Source organism: Promicromonospora panici (genome assembly GCF_900608595.1).
In the GTDB taxonomy this organism is placed as follows: domain Bacteria; phylum Actinomycetota; class Actinomycetes; order Actinomycetales; family Cellulomonadaceae; genus Promicromonospora; species Promicromonospora panici.
This window is the reverse complement of record NZ_UWYY01000003.1, coordinates 94,455-109,996: the sequence shown is the minus strand read 5'-3', so window position 1 is coordinate 109,996 and position 15,542 is coordinate 94,455. Positions and strand designations below refer to the sequence as shown.

The following is a 15,542-nucleotide window of genomic DNA, read 5'->3' as shown; positions in this document are numbered from 1 at the left end:
GAGGGGGCATGACGTCCAGATCCAAGCTCGTCCTGACCGCGTTTCTCACGACGCTCGTCACGATTTTCGTGCCGGTGGCCGCGGAGGCCTACCGCGCGACCGGCGGCATCATGTACGAGCTCTCGCCGAGCGACCCGTGCCTCAAGGGCAGAGGCAACTGCGTGGTCTACCCGAAGTCGGCCCAGCTGCCCAGCGGGCGCCTGGTCGCGGCGTTCGAGAAGGCGACGGTGAACCCGGTCAGCGGTGGCGCGGCCGGCGGGACCCTGCCGATCTTCAAGAGCGACGACGACGGCACCACGTGGCAGCCGCTCTCGGAGGTGCGGGCGCCCGCCGAGCTCTCGGACGACCCGGCCTACGCGAAGTACATCAGCAACTGGACCAGCCCGTACCTGTACGTCCTGCCGCAGGAGGTCGGCGACCTGGAAGCGGGCACGCTGCTGCTCGCGAGCGTCGTCACCGGCGAGGACCACTACTACACCGAGCACAAGGCGGCCGACCCGAGCTGGATCCCGTCGAACGACGGCGACCGCAAGGACATGGCGCTCGCCCTGTTCTCCAGCACCGACGACGGCGCCACGTGGGACGTCGAGAACATCATCGCCGAAGGTGGCTGGCAGGGCGGCAGCGCCGGGGCGATCGGGCGGAACGTCGCGGCGGCGAACATCCATCGCCAGGTCGACCCGGTGTGGGAGCCCTTCCTGATGGTCCACGACGGCAAGCTGGTGACCTACTACTCCGACGAGAACGACTACATCGGCGTCGACCCCGAGACCGGGGTGGCGATCCTCGACCCGGAGAACAACACGGCCTCCGACTCGCACGGCCAGATCCTGGCGCACAAGACGTGGGACGGTACGAGCGCGGCGTGGAGCGAGCCGGTGATCGACGTCGCCGGCCTCACCGTGGACCGGGGCAACGGCAAGACGCAGATCGGCGGCGGCCGTCCCGGCATGACCAACATCGCACCGACGACGGACGGCCTGTGGATGCTGACCTTCGAGTTCTGGGGCGGCGGCGCCAACACCCGGTACAAGCTGGCCGACAGCCCGGTGGCCTTCGGCCGCGACGGCGACGTCGACGGGCTGGAGATCAACTCTCTGCCGGTCGACGCGGGCTCGCGAACGCTGGCGCGCGGTGGGAGCCCGGTCCTGATCGGGCTGCCCGACGGCCGCATCGTCTACAACGCGAGCAGCAGCGGGAGCGTCTGGGTCAACCGCACCGGGGCCAGCGACGGCACGTGGACCGAGTACCAGACCATGGTCGGAGCCGGGTACAGCCGCACCCTGCAGTACGTCGAGGGCACGGGCCGGGTGGCCATCCTGCAGGGCACCTGGGGCGGTCCGACGGCCACCGCGATCATCCGGTACGGCGAGGTCGACCTCGGACACTCCGAGGGCCGGTACTTCCAGCTCGTCAACCGCAAGACCGGCTCTGTGATCGGCACCGGCGGCAACAGCAACGACGCCAACCTCGGCAACGGTGACGTTCCCGACGTCGTGCTGGAGAAGCCCGGGGCGACCACCGACAAGGCCACCCAGTACTGGCACGTCGTGACCAAGGCGGACGGGGCCAAGACCCTGCTCAACAAGTCCGGCGGGCGTTCGGCGGCGATCTGGACCGGCCAGGCGACCGCCGGCCAGAAGATCGGCCAGTGGGTGGACTACACCGAGGCCGGGACGTGGAAGTTCGTCCCGACCGGTGACGGCTACTACCGGCTGCAGGCGGCGTCCAACACCGGCCTGTACCTGACCGGGGCGACGGCGGGTGCGCAGCTCACCCTGCAGGCCGCCGCGTCGGATGGTTCGCAGGACTGGGCCCTGGTCCCGCGAGCCGGCTCCCAGGGCAGCGGTGACTACGGCCTCGACCAGGCCATCGGTGACAACTCCGAGGAGGGGGCATGACCTCCAGATCCAAGCTCGCCCTGACCGCATTTCTCACGGTGCTCGTCACGATCTTCGTGCCGGTGGCCGCGGAGGCGTACCGGCCGACGGGCGGCATCGTCTACCAGCTCACCGACGCCGACCAGTGCCTCAAGGGGCGCGGCAACTGCGCCGTCTATCCGAAGTCCGCCGAGCTGCCGAGCGGGCGCCTGGTCGCCGCGTTCGAGAAGGCGACAGTCAACCCCACCAGCGGCGCCGCGACCGGCGGGACCCTGCCGATCTACAAGAGCGACGACGACGGCACCACCTGGCAGTCGCTCTCGGCCATCCGGCCGCCGGCGGAGCTCTCGAGCGACCCTGCGTACGCGAAGTACACGAGCAACTGGGGGAGCCCTTACCTCTACGTCATGCCGCAGACGGTCGGCAACGTGGCGGCAGGCACGCTGCTGGTGGCGAGCCTCGTCACCGGCGAGGACCACTACTACACCGAGCACAAGGCGGCCGACCCGAGCTGGACCCCGACGAACGACGGCGACCGCAAGGACCTCGCGATCGCCCTGTTCTCCAGCACCGACCAGGGTGTGACGTGGAACGTCGTCAACATCATCGCCAAGGGCGGCTGGCAGGGCGGTAGCGCCGGGGCGATCGGGACGAACATCGCCGCGGCAAACACCTACCGGCAGGTCGACCCCGTCTGGGAGCCGTTCCTCATCGTGCGCGACGGCAGGCTGGTCACGTACTACTCCGACGAGAACGACTACCTCGGCTACGACGCCACCACCGGCGTCGCGATCCTGGACCCGGCGAACGACACAGCCACCGACTCGGAGGGCCAGATCCTCGCCCACCGCACGTGGGACGGCACGAGCGCGGCGTGGAGCGCCCCGGTCGTCGACGTCGCGGGCACGACCGTGAACGTCGGCGGGAAGTCGCTGATCGGCGGTGGGCGGCCGGGCATGACGACGATCGCCCCGACGTCCGACGGCCTGTGGATGCTGACGTTCGAGTTCTGGGGCGGCGGGACGAACACCCGGTTCAAGGTCGCGAGCGACCCGCTGCGGTTCTTCGCCGACGGCGACGTCGACGGGACCGGGGTCGACACGCTCCCGGTCAGCAGCGGCTCGCGCAGGCTGGCCACGGGCGGCAGCCCGGTCATGATCCCCCTGCCCGACGGCCGGATCGCCTACAACGCGAGCGGCAGCGGGAACATCTGGGTGAATCGCACCGGGTCGAGCACCGGTCAGTGGACCGAGTACCAGACCACCGTCGGCGCCGGCTACAGCCGGAACCTGCAGTACGTCACGCGGACCGGGCGGGTCGTCATCCACCAGGGCACGTGGGGCGGCGCCACGAGCAACGCGATCATCCGGTACGGCGAGGTTGACCTCGGACGTTCGGAGGGTACGTACTACCAGCTCGTGAACCGGAAGACCGGCCAGGTGATCGGCACGGGCGACCACAGCAACGACGCCAACATCGGCAATCGCGACGTGCCCGACGTCGTCCTGGAGGCGGCCGGTTCGGCGTCGGACGGCGACACGCAGTTCTGGCACGTCGTCACCAAGTCCAACGGAGCGGCGGCGCTGCTCAACAAGTCCGGCGGGCGGGCCGCGGGCATCTGGACCGGGACGCCGTCCGCGGGCCAGAAGATCGGCCAGTGGGTGGACAACACCGAGGCCGGGCTGTGGAACCTCGTCACCACGAGCGACGGGTACACCCGGCTGCAGGCCGCCGCCATCACCGGGCTGTACCTGACCGGGGCGACCGCCGGGGCGCAGCTCACGCTGCAGGCGGCCGCGACGGACGGCTCGCAGGACTGGACGCTGGTCGAGCAGCGGCCCGAACGTCTGGTCAACCGCAACAGCGGCAAGTGTCTCGACGTCGCCGCGTTCTCGACCGCCGACGGCGCCAAGGTCCAGCAGTGGACCTGCGGCACCGGTGCCAACCAGCGGTGGCAGGTCCAGGCAGTCGCCGGCGGTTACGTGCAGATCGCAGGAGTCAACAGCGACAAGTGCCTCGACGTGAGCGCGAGCTCGACCGCCGACGGCGGCAAGGTCCAGCAGTGGACCTGCAACGGCGGAAACAACCAGCAGTGGCGGGTCGAGGACGTTGGCGGCGGGAACGTCCAGGTCGTCAACCGCAACAGTGGCAAATGCCTCGACATCGGCGTGTTCTCCACCGCCAACGGCGCAGCGGTCCAGCAGTGGACGTGCAACGGCGGGACCAACCAGGCGTGGCAGCGCGCCGAGCTGGCTAGCTGAGGACTGCCCTGGGGGGTGACGGAGAGGCAGCACCACACCTCTCCGTCACCCTCAGGCGTCTATGGCCAAGGTGGGTCCTGGCGGGGTGGCCACCGGGCTCACCAGGTGACGACCAGCTCGCCGAGCCCCTGGACGGTGTCGGCGCGCGCGGGCCGCAGCTCCGTCGCCGGAGCGGCGAGCCGCAGGGTGGGGAAGCGTTCGAAGAGCAGCGGCAGGGCGATCTGCAGCTCGAGCCGCGCGAGGTTCTGACCGAGGCACTGGTGCACGCCGTAGCCGAACGCGTTGTGCCTGCGCGAGCCGCGGCTGACGTCGAACTCCTCCGGCTCGGGGAACATCGCGGGATCGAAGTTCGCCGGCCCGTTCGGGATCAGCACTCCCTCGCCCGCGCGGATGTGCCGGCCCGCGATGTCGATGTCCTCCGTGGCGACGCGGATCCCTGCGGTGTCGGCGACGGAGTTGTAGCGCAGCAGCTCCTCGACCGCGCCGGGCACCGCGGTGGGGTCGGCGCGGAGCGCGGCGAGCTGGTCGGGATGCTCGAGGAGCGTCACGGTGCCGAGGGTGATCATGCTCGCCGTGGTCTCGTGGCCCGCGACCAGGAGCAGCATGGCGATACCGATGAGGGTCTCCCGGGGTATCTCGCCGCGCGCTAGCTCACCGTTGGCCAGCCTGCTGATCAGGCCAGGCTTCGGGTGCTGGATCGCGGCATCGACCAGCGAGTCGAGGTACTCCAGGAGCTCCGTGCGCGGGGCGACGGCCTCATCCGCGTTGCCCGCGCGCATCAACCGGCGGCTCGCGTCCTCGAAGAACTCGTGATCCGAGTACGGCACGCCGAGCACCTCGCTGATCACCAGGGACGGGATCGGCAGCGCGTAGTTGGTGACCAGGTCCGCGGGCGAGCCCGCCGCCCGCAGGTTCTCCGCGGCCTGGACCGCGATCTCCTCGATCCTCGGGCGGAGCGCACTGATCTGCTTGGCGGTGAACTCGGGAATCGTCATCCGCCGGTAGTGGCCGTGCTCCGGTTCGTCCATGCCGATGAACGCGGGCGGCTGGCTGCGGACCGCGGCCCCGCGCGACGAGATCAGCGGGAAGTCCGGGTCGGTCCGGTCGGACGACAGTCGCGGGTCGCCGAGCAGCGCCCGGGCTTCCGCGTACCGCGTCACCACCCAGCCCAGCTTGCCGTCGTAGAGCTCGACCCGGTGCAGCGGACCCTGCTCGGTCAGTTCGGTGTATCCCAGCGGCGGGCGGTACGGGCAGGTGCGGGCCTGCGGGTAGGTGATCGTCTCTTCCATGTGGTCTCCCGAGCGTCGTGACGAATAGGGAACGTGACGTTCCCTATCGTCTCGATGCTAGGCGCCTGGAACCGGTGAGCGCAACGGCCTACCGTGAGCGGCATGACGAGCAGCGCGACGGACCATCGCCGGGGGCCGCGCAGGCGTGGCGCCGAGCTGGAGGAGGCGATCCTGCGTGCGGCCCGGGAGGGCCTCGTCGAACGCGGCTACGCGGCGCTGACCATGGACTGGATCGCCGCCCGGGCGCGCACCAGCAAGGCCGCGCTGTACCGCAGGTGGAACAACCGCGCGGAGCTCGTGGTGCATGCCCAGGGGCAGCTCGTCCGGTCGCTGCTGTCCACACCGGACACCGGGGCCTTCGCCTCGGACATGCGCGCTCTGCTGCGTTCGCTCGCCGACCTGATGGACTCCGAGTACGGCGAGCTGCTGCGCGCGGTGCTCGCCGAGGTGACGAACAGTCCGGAGCTGGCCGCCGAGACCCGGCGGCAGCTCTTCGAGACGGGGCCGGGCCTCGTCGACGAGATCTACCGGCGCGGGATCGAGCGTGGCGAGGTGCGCCCGGAGCTCCGCGGCACGCGTGCCATGACCGTCGCGCACGACCTGCTGCGCAACGAGTTCGTGACCCGTGGGGCGCCGATCGCCGACGCCGTCATCGAGGACATCCTCGACACCGTCTACCTGCCGCTGGTGCGCGCCGGGTAAGGCGCCGTCGAGTCCCGGACCGTGAGGCTCGTGGCCAGCTGGACGTGGCGCGACGCGGGCTGGACGCCGTCCGCCATGGTGAGCACGGTCTCGACGGCCATCCGGCCCATGCCGGCCAGCGGCTGGTGCACCGAGGTGAGCTGCGGCGTCGTCCAGGTGGCCTGTGGTGTGTCGTCGAAGCCGACGACGCTGAGCTGCTCGGGCACCGCGACGTGCAGCTCGCGCGCCGCGGCGAGCACTCCGACGGCGATCTCGTCGTCGCCGGTGACGATCGCCGTCGGCGGATCGGGCAGTGCGAGCAGGTCGCGACCGTGCACCAGACCCGTGTCGATCGAGAACGTGTCGCTGCGCACCAGGGACTGGTCGAGGCTGATCCCCGCGGAGTCCAGGGCTGCCCGGTAGCCGTGCAGGCGCTCGCGCGCCGCGGCCGACGCCGCCGGGCCTCCGATCCAGCCCACCCGACGGTGGCCGAGCTCCAGGACGTGTTCCGTCGCCGTGCGTCCGCCGGCCCAGTTGGCCGAACCGACGCTGACGGTCCGCGGATCCTCCAGGTCGACGGGGTCGATCATGACGAAGGGCATGCCGACCTCCTTCGCGGCCTGCAGCATGGCGTTCGGCTCACCGAGCGTGATGCCGACGATGCCCACGACCCCGGACTCCTTCTGCGCGGCCACCCAGGCCCGCGCCGCCGCCTTGGTCGCACGCGCCGCGCGGTCGGGGGGCAGGCGCACCAGGAGGTTGGCCTGTGCGTTCGTCGCCGCGGCGAGGACGCCCTGGAGCACGTTGGAGATGTAGGGCGAGTCGAGCACGTCGAACACCGCCGCGATGGTGCGGGTTCGCGGCGGCTCCCACTGGGTGGTGGTGGGCCGGTAGCCAAGCTCGGCGACGGCCTCCAGCACCCGGGCGCGGGTGTCGTCGGCGATGTCGCGCCGCCCGTTGAGCGCCTTGGACGCCGTGCCGGTGGAGACGCCCGCATGTCGTGCGACATCGGCGAGCGTCGCACGCTCTGTCGAGGGCCTGCCAGCCACGGTCTCCCCTTCGTCGAAATTATTTCGAAGCCTACAGATCGCCTGGCGCGGCGTCAATCGACTAAATAGGTGCCGAACTGGACCGTTGACGCCTCGCGCAGATCGTCGCTAGAGTCGCTGCTTGATCGATAAAGTTGCGAAACAGTTTCGAACAACAACTCTCGACGAGGAGGGACAGAGTGATGAGGCTCTTTACCAAGGCGCGGATGGTGTGCACCGCGCTCGTGGCGGCTGGTGCGCTCGCCGCATGTTCAGGTGCAGGAGGCACGACAGGCAGCGCCGACGGCGGCGCCGGCACCGCCGACCAGCCGGTGAAGCTGACGGTGTGGAGCTGGGACGGCACCGTCGAGCTCGCGGTCCCGGGCTTCGAGAAGGCCAACCCCGGTATCGAGGTCGAGGTCGTCAACGCCGGCTCGTCCTCCGACGAGTACCAGGCGCTCGACAACGCGATCCAGGCCGGGTCGGGCGTTCCGGACCTGGTGATGTTCGAGTACTTCGCGGTCCCGTACTTCGCCATCCCCGGCAAGCTCGCCGACCTCGGCCCGCTGGGCGCCACCGAGCTGGAGGGCGACTACGTCCCCTCGGCCTGGAACAACGTCACCAACGATGACGGCATCTACGCCCTGCCCTCGGACTACGGCCCCGCCGTCATGTTCTGGAACGAGGCGACCTTCGCCAAGGCCGGGATCAAGGAGGCGCCCGCGACCTGGGACGAGTACTACGAGGCCGCCAAGAAGATCCGCGCCCTCGGCCCGAACTACTACATCACCCAGGACACGAACGACCTGTTCTTCCTGCTGTCCCTGATCTGGCAGGCCGGCGGGCGGCCGTTCGAGGTCGACGGCACCACCGTGCACATCGACTTCTCCGACGAGGGCACGCAGAAGGCCGTGGCCTTCTGGCAGAAGATGCTCGACGAGGACCTGGTCAACACCAAGATCAGCGCCTGGTCCGACGACTGGAACCGTGCGCTCAACGACGGCACGCTCGCCTCGCAGAACATGGGCGGCTGGCTGACCTCGACGCTGCCCGAGCGGGCTCCGGACGCCGCCGGCGACTTCCGGGTCTCCCTCATGCCCCAGTGGGAAGAGGGCGAGAAGGTCGGCGCCGAGAACGGCGGCTCGGCCTTCGGGATCCCGGAGGCCGCGGCCAACAAGGAGGCGGCCTTCAAGTTCCTCGAGTACTTCACGCACGGCGAAGGCCTGCAGCCCCGGGTCGACGCCGGTGCGTTCGTGCCGAACACGTCGGTGCTCGACAGCACCGAGTTCCGGGGTGTGAAGAACTCCTACTTCGGTGACCAGAAGACGGGCGAGGTCCTCGCGGAGGCCTCGAACATCGCCGCCGTCGGCTGGCAGTACCCGCCGTTCTTCGAGTGGGCGCGCAGCACCTACGCCGACATCGCCACGCCCTTCTACACCTCGGGCGAGGGCTCCCTCGCCGAGGTCCTGCAGACGTGGGAGCAGCGCTCCGTCGAGTACGGCAACGAGCAGGGGTTCACCGTTGACTAGTGCACGCAGGCGACAGATCGGCTGGGCGTTCGTCGCGCCGTTCGGCATCCTGTTCGCCCTGGTGTTCATCGTGCCGATCACCTATGCCGCCTACCTCAGCCTCTTCCAGGACCGGATGGTGGGCGGCAGGTCCTTCGTCGGCCTGGACAACTACGGCAAGCTGTTCGCCGACGCCCAGTTCTGGGACGGCGTCTCGCGCGTCGTCTGGTTCACGCTGATCCAGGTGCCGATCATGCTCGTGCTGGCCCTGGCGCTCGCCCTGGCGATGGATTCGATGCGGCTGCGCGGCATGAGGTTCATGCGCGTGGCGATCTTCCTGCCGTACGCCGTGCCCGCCATCGTCTCCACCCTGATGTGGGGCTTCATGCTCGGCGTCCGCTACGGGCTGTTCGGCAGCATCAACGGCTGGCTCGGCACCGACCTCGACCCGTTCCGGCCGAGCACCACGCTCGTCGCCATCGGGATCATGGTGACCTGGGCCTTCACCGGGTACAACATGCTGATCTTCGACAGCGTGCTCAAGGCGGTCCCGCACGAGCTGTACGAGGCGGCGGCGATCGACGGCGCGGGGGAGCTGCGCGTGATCCGGGCGATCAAGCTGCCCGCGCTGCGCGGCTCGCTCGTGATCACCATCATCTTCTCGATCATCGGGACCTTCCAGCTCTTCAACGAGCCCCAGATCCTCCCGTCGATGGTGGCCAACAGCGGGATCACGACCTACTACACGCCCAACCTCTACGCCTTCAACCTCGCGTTCACGGGCTCGCAGCAGGGCTACGCCGCTGCGCTCGCCCTCGTGATGGCCGCGTTCACCATCGCCATCGCCTACGCGGTCCAGATCCGCGGCATGCGAAATGCCCTCGACCAGTAGCAGCCGGAGACCTCCCATGACGACCACCGCTGATGTCCGGCCTCCCGGCAGCACGGCACGCCGACACCTGTACACGCTCACCAACCCCCGCAAGAGCGGCACGCTGACCTTCCTGACGGGGCTGTTCACCCTCTACTGCCTGATCCCGCTGGTCTGGCTGACCATCAACTCCACGAAGTCCCAGGCGGACTTCGTCTCGAGCTTCGGCTTCTCGTTCGGGACGCGGTTCGCCCTGTTCGACAACATCGCCGAGGTCTTCACGTACGACGGCGGCATCTTCGGGCGCTGGCTGCTCAACACCGTCCTGTACGTGGTTGCCGGAGCGCTGGTCTCGACGTTCCTCGCCGCGCTCGGCGGCTACGCGCTCGCGAAGCTGGAGTTCACGGGCAAGCGGGTCTTCCTGTTCGTGGTGCTGGGCGCCATCTCGGTCCCGGGCATCGCGCTGGCCATCCCGCAGTTCCTGCTCTTCGCGCAGCTCGGCCTGACGAACACGCCGTGGGCGGTGCTGATCCCGTCGTTCCTCAACCCCTTCGGGCTGTACCTCATGTGGGTGTTCGCGGCGGAGGCCGTGCCCACCGGCCTCCTCGAGGCGGCGAAGATCGACGGCGCGGGCGAGTTCCGGACGTTCTGGCAGATCGCCCTGCCCATGCTCGTCCCGGCGACGGTGACCGTGCTGCTCTTCTCGTTCGTCTCGATCTGGAACAACTACTTCCTGCCCCTGATCATGCTCAAGGACCCCGACTGGTACCCGCTGACCGTGGGCATCAACCAGTGGAACAAGCTCGCCTCCACCGCCGGCAACGGCGAGCTGCTCCAGAACCTCGTCCTGACGTCGTCGCTGCTCACGATCATTCCGCTGATCGTGGCGTTCGTCTCGCTGCAGCGCTTCTGGCAGTCCGGCCTGAGCCTCGGCGCCGTCAAGGGCTGACCCGACATCCGTGAGAGAAGACAACGAGAGCATGGTGGACAACGAGATGACCCTGCCGGAACTGAACATCGACGGCGCGCCGTGCAGCGAGACACCGCTCCGGCACATCTGGAACGAGTGCGTCGGCGCGGGCCGGGCGAACGAGGCGCTGCGGGCGGACTGGCAACGGCACTTCACCGAGGCGGTCACGGTCCTGGGGGCACGCTACGTGCGGTTCCACGGCCTGTTCCACGACGACATGTTCGTGTATCGCGCCAGTGACGGGGGCGGGTTCGGCCCGCAGACGCCGCTCGACGAGCCGGTGCTCACCTTCAGCTACGTCGACAAGGTCTTCGACTTCATCCTCGAGACCGGCGCGCGCCCCTTCGTCGAGCTCGGGTTCATGCCGCGCGAGCTGGCGACCGAGACCGAGACGCTGTTCTGGTGGAAGGCCCACTGCAGCCCGCCCAAGGACATGGCGCGCTGGGTCGAGCTCGTCACCGCGACCGTGGAGCACTGGATCGAGCGCTACGGCCTGGACGAGGTGCGCCAGTGGCGGTTCGAGGTGTGGAACGAGCCGAACCTGGTGCCCTACTTCTGGACCGGCACGCGGACCCAGTACTTCGAGCTGTACGCCGCCACGGCCCTCGCGATCAAGGCGATCGACCAGGAGCTGAAGGTGGGCGGCCCGTCCACCAGCGTCTTCGTCCCCGACGAGCGCTACAAGGGGGAGTGGGAGAACCGCTCCGTCGAGCACACGACGGCGGAGGCCGACGACGTCGACGCGCTCGACTGGCGTCCCGTGTGGATCCAGGAGTTCATCGACTGGTGCGCGGCTCGGGACGTCCCGGTGGACTTCCTGTCCACCCACCTGTACCCGACCGATGTCGCGTTCGGGGCCTCCGGGGAGGCGCGGCACATCCGGCGCCAGGTGGACGCGACGTACGACGACCTGGTGGTGCTCCGGAAGATCATCGCCGGCAGCCCGTTCCCGGACGCCGAGCTGCACATCACCGAGTGGTCGAGCTCGCCGTCGAGCCGCGACACGATCCACGACACCGTGTTCGCCGCGACCTACATCACCCGCGCCTACCTGCGATCCGCGGCGCTGGCCGAGTCCATCTCCTACTGGACCTTCACCGACGTGTTCGAGGAGGGTGGCGCCGGCATCGGCCCGTTCCACGGTGGGTTCGGCCTGGTCAACGAGCAGGGCCTGCACAAGCCGACGTTCCACGCCTTCGCGATGCTGTCCCGGCTCGGGGACACCGTGCTGGCGTCCACCCCGCACGGGACGATCACCCGGGACACGACGACGGGCGAGCTGTCCGCCGTCTTCCTCAACTACCCCGACGACATGGGCACCCGCGGGGTGGGATCCGAGACGACCTACGAGGCTACGCGCCGGCTGGCCTACATCGGGCCGAACCGCAGGATCCGGCATACCGTCGCGGGTCTCGCCCCGGGCGCGGTCTTCAGGATCGAGCAGCTCGACTGGAAGCACGGCAACGTCGCGGAGGCCTGGCACCGGATGGGTGAGCCCCTCAACCTCACCCCCGCCCAGACCGCCGAGCTGCGCGAGGCCGCCGACAGGCTGCGCACGACGACGCTGACGGTCTCCGCCTCGGGCGTGCTCGACATCAACCTCGACCTCCCGCCCTGGGCGGTCGTGTCGATCACCCAGGCCACCAACTAGCCCCCACCCCTAGCCCCCACCCCCACCGAAGTAGAACCCACGCTGAGGTAGAACCCTGGCGAGGTAGAACCCTGGCGAGGTAGAACTGCAGCGAGGTAGAACCCTGGCGAGGTGAGCCACGCTGTGGTTCTACCTCGCCAGAGCCCTACCTCGCCAGGGTTCTACCTCGCCAGGGTTCTACCTCGGCCGGGGCTGGTGCGGTTTCCTATGGTTGCGTGGAGGCGGCGGGCTCCGCCGGGGCGAGGTTGCTGAACACGTTGATCGCGCCCGTGGTGGCGTCGTGCGACGTCGTGAAGATACCGCCGTCCTGCACCTCCGCCGCGCCGGGGAGCGTCACCGGTGACCCGATCCGCCTGTAGTTGACGCCGTCGTAGGAGTAGGACGCCGACACCTGACCGCCCGCGCGATCCAGCCGGACCCACACGGCGCGGTGCGTGTCGACCCGCGCCTGTGCTCCCGTGTCCAGGTATCCGTCACCATCGGCGTCCCACTGGAAGACGACGCCGTTGCGCGGCGTCACGGCCGCTATCGCATACCCGCTGGACGCGCCGGGCTGGGTGAGGTCGTTCCGCACCATGACCCCGCTCTTCGCCCAGGCGTTGGTGTCGTTGATCGTGTCCACCCGGACGGACACGCTCGAGCCGGCCGAGAAGGAGCCGGCCCGGTAGAGCGCTCCGAACGCGTCGTCCCGCTGGCCGCCCGCGCCCCACACGTCCGCGCCCGCGGCCGCGACGCCGAACGCCGTTTCCCGCTGCCCGAAGTAGCTGGCGCCCGCGGAGGCCGCCGTGGTCTCGTACCAGTCGCTGACGGGTGCGTCCACGGGGCACTGGGCGAGCCCGAACAGGTTGGCGTTCAGCGTCGTGCGGTACTGCGGCGCGACGCCGGCCTCGCACATGACGTCGAGTGCCCCTTGCGGCCAGCTCGTGCCCGAGACCGAGACGTTGTCGATGAGCTGGTTGTTCCGCTCCTCGGCGTTCGGGATCTGGGCCCCGCCGGAGTTGTACCAGTTCTCGCGGATCATGTTGTCGCTGGTGTTGTTGCCGTCGCTGTAGGCGTTGGTGAAGATCCACGGGTTGGTGCCCTGGAGCACGTTCTGCCGGTAGGTGGTGTAGCGCGTCCCCTCGTCGAGGTACAGGCCGACGCCGGAGACGTTGAACAGGTAGTTGCGCTCCACCACGGTGCCCGGGCTGGCGGACAGGTTGTACAGCGAGCCGCCGTCCGCGAACCGCGCCTTGGTGTGGTGGATCAGATTGCCGGCGACGAGGTTCTCCTTCAGCGTCGTCGGGGTCGTGTACAGGGGGTGCCAGTTGTAATAGCCGCGGCGCACGTACTCCGCCGAGCCGCCGGCGTCGTTGGCGCCCCAGCCGTAACCCGTGTCGATCCCGTCGTAGGCGACGTTGGCGACCTCGTTGTGCACGATCTGGACGTTCGTCGCGTACGTGCTGAGGATGCCCGAGTTGTCCTTGTACTCGACGGCTACCCGGTTGACCGTGTTGTTCTCGATGCGGATGTCCTTGTTGATCATCCGCGGGTCGCTCGGGTGGTGCGCGTCCTCCCGCACCCCGCCGACGGCGATCCCGTGGCCGCCGACCTCGTTGAAGACGTTCCCCAGCACGTCGATGCCGCTGGCGCCCAGGCCGACCCCCGAGAGCATCGCGTTGGCGTCGTTGCCGATGCCGAGCGCCGTCTGCCCGAGGTTCGTGAAGCGGTTGTTCGTCAGGGAGATGCCCTGGGCCGCGGAGACCTGCACCGCCGCCGGCTCCTGGTACCAGGCGTCGAACCGGGCTCGTTCGAACATCTCGCAGCCGCGGGAGCAGCTCGTGAAGGCATCGTCCGGGCGGTAGTCGTACGCGTCCTTGATGAACGCGCCGTTCTGCTGGGTCGCGTACCCGTGGGTGGACGGGCCCAGCCACGAGGTGCCGGTGAATTCGATGCCGTCGAACGCGAGGCCCGTCACCGGCTCGTCGTACGTGCCGCTGATGCTCACCAGCGACTCCACCTGCGGGAGCTCGACGTCCAGGTCGTCGGGGTCGACGCCGTCGCCGGGCTTGTAGTACAGCTTCCCCGCGGACGGGTCCAGGTACCACTCGCCGACCTGGTCGAGGAACGCGAGGGAGTTCTCCAGCGACCACGTGGGCCCGGCCAGGAACGAGTTCTGCACGGTGTCCCAGCCCCAGGTGTTGTTGTCCCAGGCGGGCTGCGCCATGGTGATCGTCGAGCCGTCGATCGACTCGACGGGGGAGTAGCGGTTGGTGAAGTCGCCGAGCGACTGGAACTCGATCCGTCCCTGGTCCGGCAGGTCGCCGAGGTAGTCGAGCTGCTGGTTGTTGATGGTCAGGCCGGTCGCAGTGGGCGTGACGTCGGAGTTGGCCAGCGGCAGGGCAGCGCGCTGCGCGATGATCCCGTTCACGTAGAGCTGGCGGCTGTCGACGCCGGGCGGAGTGTCCGCGACGTAGACGCCGGCCTCCTCGTCGTGGACCGACCACCCGGAGATCGGGGCCGAGCCGGAGATCACGGGGCGGGCGCCGGGGGCGGCCGTCCACCGCACGGTGTGGCCGTCACGGCCGCCGTCCTGCGCACTGAACTCGAGCGGCTCGGAGACCCGGTAGGTCCCGTCCTCGAGCAGGACGGTGACGTCCCTGCCCTTGCGGGCCTCCTGCCGGACCAGCTCCTGCGCGCGCTCGAGCGAACAGGCATGCTTCACCTCGCACTCACCGACGTCCAGGCCGTCGGCCGCGGCGAAGTACGTGCGGTCCTTGACCTGCGGTGCGGCCTGCGCCGCCTGAACGGGAACCAGCGTCGAGACGATCACTGCTACGGCGCTCAGGGCAGCCATGGCTCCCGCTCTCCTCGATCGATCCCGGAATCTCGGAACTGGCGTGCGTGACTTCAGTGTCATCGTTCCATCGCTTTCTGCTGAGGCGACTGGGCGACCTTGCCCGCCGCGAGGGTAATCACACATATGATGTATGCGCAATGGTCGAATGAGCCCTGAGAGTTACGATGGGCGACCGTGCGCCCTTCGCGATCTCGCGTCGGAGGAGGAGAGACACGTGGTCCAGCAGGCACCGACCAGCACGCAGGTGACCCGCAACAGGCCGGCGCTCGCCGAAGCAGTCATCCGCGCGCTGGTGCAGGCGTCGTCACCGAGAAGTACGCGCCGGGTACCGCGCTGCCCACGGCCGCCGTGCTGTGCGAGACGTTCACGGTGAGCCGCACCGTGATCCGCGAGGCGCTCACGGCCCTGGCGGAGAAGGGGCTGGTCGCCGCGCGTCAGGGGTGGGGCACGGTCGTGCTCGACCGGGAGTCCTGGCGGCTGCTCGACCCCATGGTCCTCCGTGCACCGGTGGGGTCGGCCGGTCGGTGACGTCAACGGTGTGGTGCGCAGCGGCGTGACCGAGGT

11 protein-coding genes are annotated in these 15,542 nt (G+C 69.2%); 8 read left to right on the top strand and 3 right to left on the bottom strand.

Annotated features, from left to right (window positions below):
- The first annotated feature begins 8 nt into the window (after positions 1 to 8).
- Both EW117_RS04070 and EW117_RS04065 read left to right on the top strand, forming a co-directional pair.
- On the top strand, positions 9 to 1,901 hold the full coding sequence (locus EW117_RS04070) for an RICIN domain-containing protein (RefSeq protein ID WP_129783972.1): 1,893 nt from the start codon (positions 9 to 11) through the stop codon (positions 1,899 to 1,901).
- Positions 1,898 to 4,141 carry an RICIN domain-containing protein gene (locus EW117_RS04065; RefSeq protein WP_129783970.1) on the top strand — a complete coding sequence of 748 codons (2,244 nt, stop codon included), beginning with the start codon at positions 1,898 to 1,900 and terminating at the stop codon, positions 4,139 to 4,141. The genes EW117_RS04070 and EW117_RS04065 overlap by 4 nt, the downstream gene beginning before the upstream one ends.
- Positions 4,142 to 4,239: 98 nt before the next feature.
- On the opposite strand, the gene EW117_RS04060 is transcribed toward EW117_RS04065, so the two are convergent.
- Positions 4,240 to 5,430 carry a cytochrome P450 gene (locus tag EW117_RS04060; protein WP_129783968.1) on the bottom strand — a complete coding sequence of 397 codons (1,191 nt, stop codon included), beginning with the start codon at positions 5,428 to 5,430 and terminating at the stop codon, positions 4,240 to 4,242.
- A gap of 102 nt (positions 5,431 to 5,532) precedes the next feature.
- On the opposite strand from EW117_RS04060, the gene EW117_RS04055 reads away from it, so the two are divergent.
- Positions 5,533 to 6,132, top strand: a complete 600-nt coding sequence (locus tag EW117_RS04055) for a TetR/AcrR family transcriptional regulator (RefSeq protein WP_129783966.1) — start codon at positions 5,533 to 5,535, stop codon at positions 6,130 to 6,132.
- Here EW117_RS04055 and EW117_RS04050 read toward each other — a convergent pair.
- Positions 6,105 to 7,160, bottom strand: coding sequence for a LacI family DNA-binding transcriptional regulator (locus EW117_RS04050; RefSeq protein WP_129783964.1), 1,056 nt, complete (start codon positions 7,158 to 7,160; stop codon positions 6,105 to 6,107). The two genes, EW117_RS04055 and EW117_RS04050, sit on opposite strands and share 28 nt — an antisense overlap.
- Positions 7,161 to 7,342: 182 nt before the next feature.
- On the opposite strand from EW117_RS04050, the gene EW117_RS04045 reads away from it, so the two are divergent.
- The 4 genes from EW117_RS04045 to EW117_RS04030 are packed head-to-tail and all read left to right on the top strand — an operon-like array spanning position 7,343 to position 12,139.
- Entirely contained in the window at positions 7,343 to 8,668 is a 1,326-nt protein-coding gene (locus EW117_RS04045; protein ID WP_129783962.1) for an ABC transporter substrate-binding protein, read from the top strand.
- Positions 8,661 to 9,539 (top strand): carbohydrate ABC transporter permease, encoded by an 879-nt coding sequence (locus EW117_RS04040; RefSeq protein ID WP_129783960.1) that lies wholly within the window; start codon positions 8,661 to 8,663, stop codon positions 9,537 to 9,539. Before EW117_RS04045 ends, EW117_RS04040 begins: the two co-directional genes overlap by 8 nt.
- Positions 9,540 to 9,555: 16 nt before the next feature.
- Positions 9,556 to 10,467: a carbohydrate ABC transporter permease gene (locus EW117_RS04035; protein ID WP_129783958.1), complete on the top strand. Its 912-nt coding sequence runs from the start codon at positions 9,556 to 9,558 to the stop codon at positions 10,465 to 10,467.
- A gap of 31 nt (positions 10,468 to 10,498) precedes the next feature.
- Entirely contained in the window at positions 10,499 to 12,139 is a 1,641-nt protein-coding gene (locus EW117_RS04030) for a GH39 family glycosyl hydrolase (RefSeq protein WP_129783956.1), read from the top strand.
- 205 nt (positions 12,140 to 12,344) lie between these two features.
- Here the strand turns inward: EW117_RS04030 and EW117_RS04025 are convergent, their stop codons facing one another.
- Positions 12,345 to 14,975 carry a right-handed parallel beta-helix repeat-containing protein gene (locus EW117_RS04025; RefSeq protein WP_129783954.1) on the bottom strand — a complete coding sequence of 877 codons (2,631 nt, stop codon included), beginning with the start codon at positions 14,973 to 14,975 and terminating at the stop codon, positions 12,345 to 12,347.
- Between the two features lie 177 nt (positions 14,976 to 15,152).
- Between EW117_RS04025 and EW117_RS30610 the strand changes: the two genes are divergently transcribed.
- Positions 15,153 to 15,506 carry a GntR family transcriptional regulator gene (locus EW117_RS30610; RefSeq protein WP_207211738.1) on the top strand — a complete coding sequence of 118 codons (354 nt, stop codon included), beginning with the start codon at positions 15,153 to 15,155 and terminating at the stop codon, positions 15,504 to 15,506.
- The last annotated feature ends 36 nt before the right edge of the window (positions 15,507 to 15,542 follow it).

What these genes read in the sequence shown, in the direction of transcription:
- EW117_RS04045 (WP_129783962.1), top strand. Translation starts at nt 7,343, where the DNA reads ATGAGGCTCTTTACCAAGGCGCGGATGGTGTGCACCGCGCTCGTGGCG.
- EW117_RS04060 (WP_129783968.1), bottom strand. Translation starts at nt 5,430, where the DNA reads ATGGAAGAGACGATCACCTACCCGCAGGCCCGCACCTGCCCGTACCGC.
- EW117_RS04035 (WP_129783958.1), top strand. Translation starts at nt 9,556, where the DNA reads ATGACGACCACCGCTGATGTCCGGCCTCCCGGCAGCACGGCACGCCGA.
- EW117_RS04030 (WP_129783956.1), top strand. Translation starts at nt 10,499, where the DNA reads ATGGTGGACAACGAGATGACCCTGCCGGAACTGAACATCGACGGCGCG.
- EW117_RS04070 (WP_129783972.1), top strand. Translation starts at nt 9, where the DNA reads ATGACGTCCAGATCCAAGCTCGTCCTGACCGCGTTTCTCACGACGCTC.
- EW117_RS04065 (WP_129783970.1), top strand. Translation starts at nt 1,898, where the DNA reads ATGACCTCCAGATCCAAGCTCGCCCTGACCGCATTTCTCACGGTGCTC.
- EW117_RS04025 (WP_129783954.1), bottom strand. Translation starts at nt 14,975, where the DNA reads ATGGCTGCCCTGAGCGCCGTAGCAGTGATCGTCTCGACGCTGGTTCCC.
- EW117_RS04055 (WP_129783966.1), top strand. Translation starts at nt 5,533, where the DNA reads ATGACGAGCAGCGCGACGGACCATCGCCGGGGGCCGCGCAGGCGTGGC.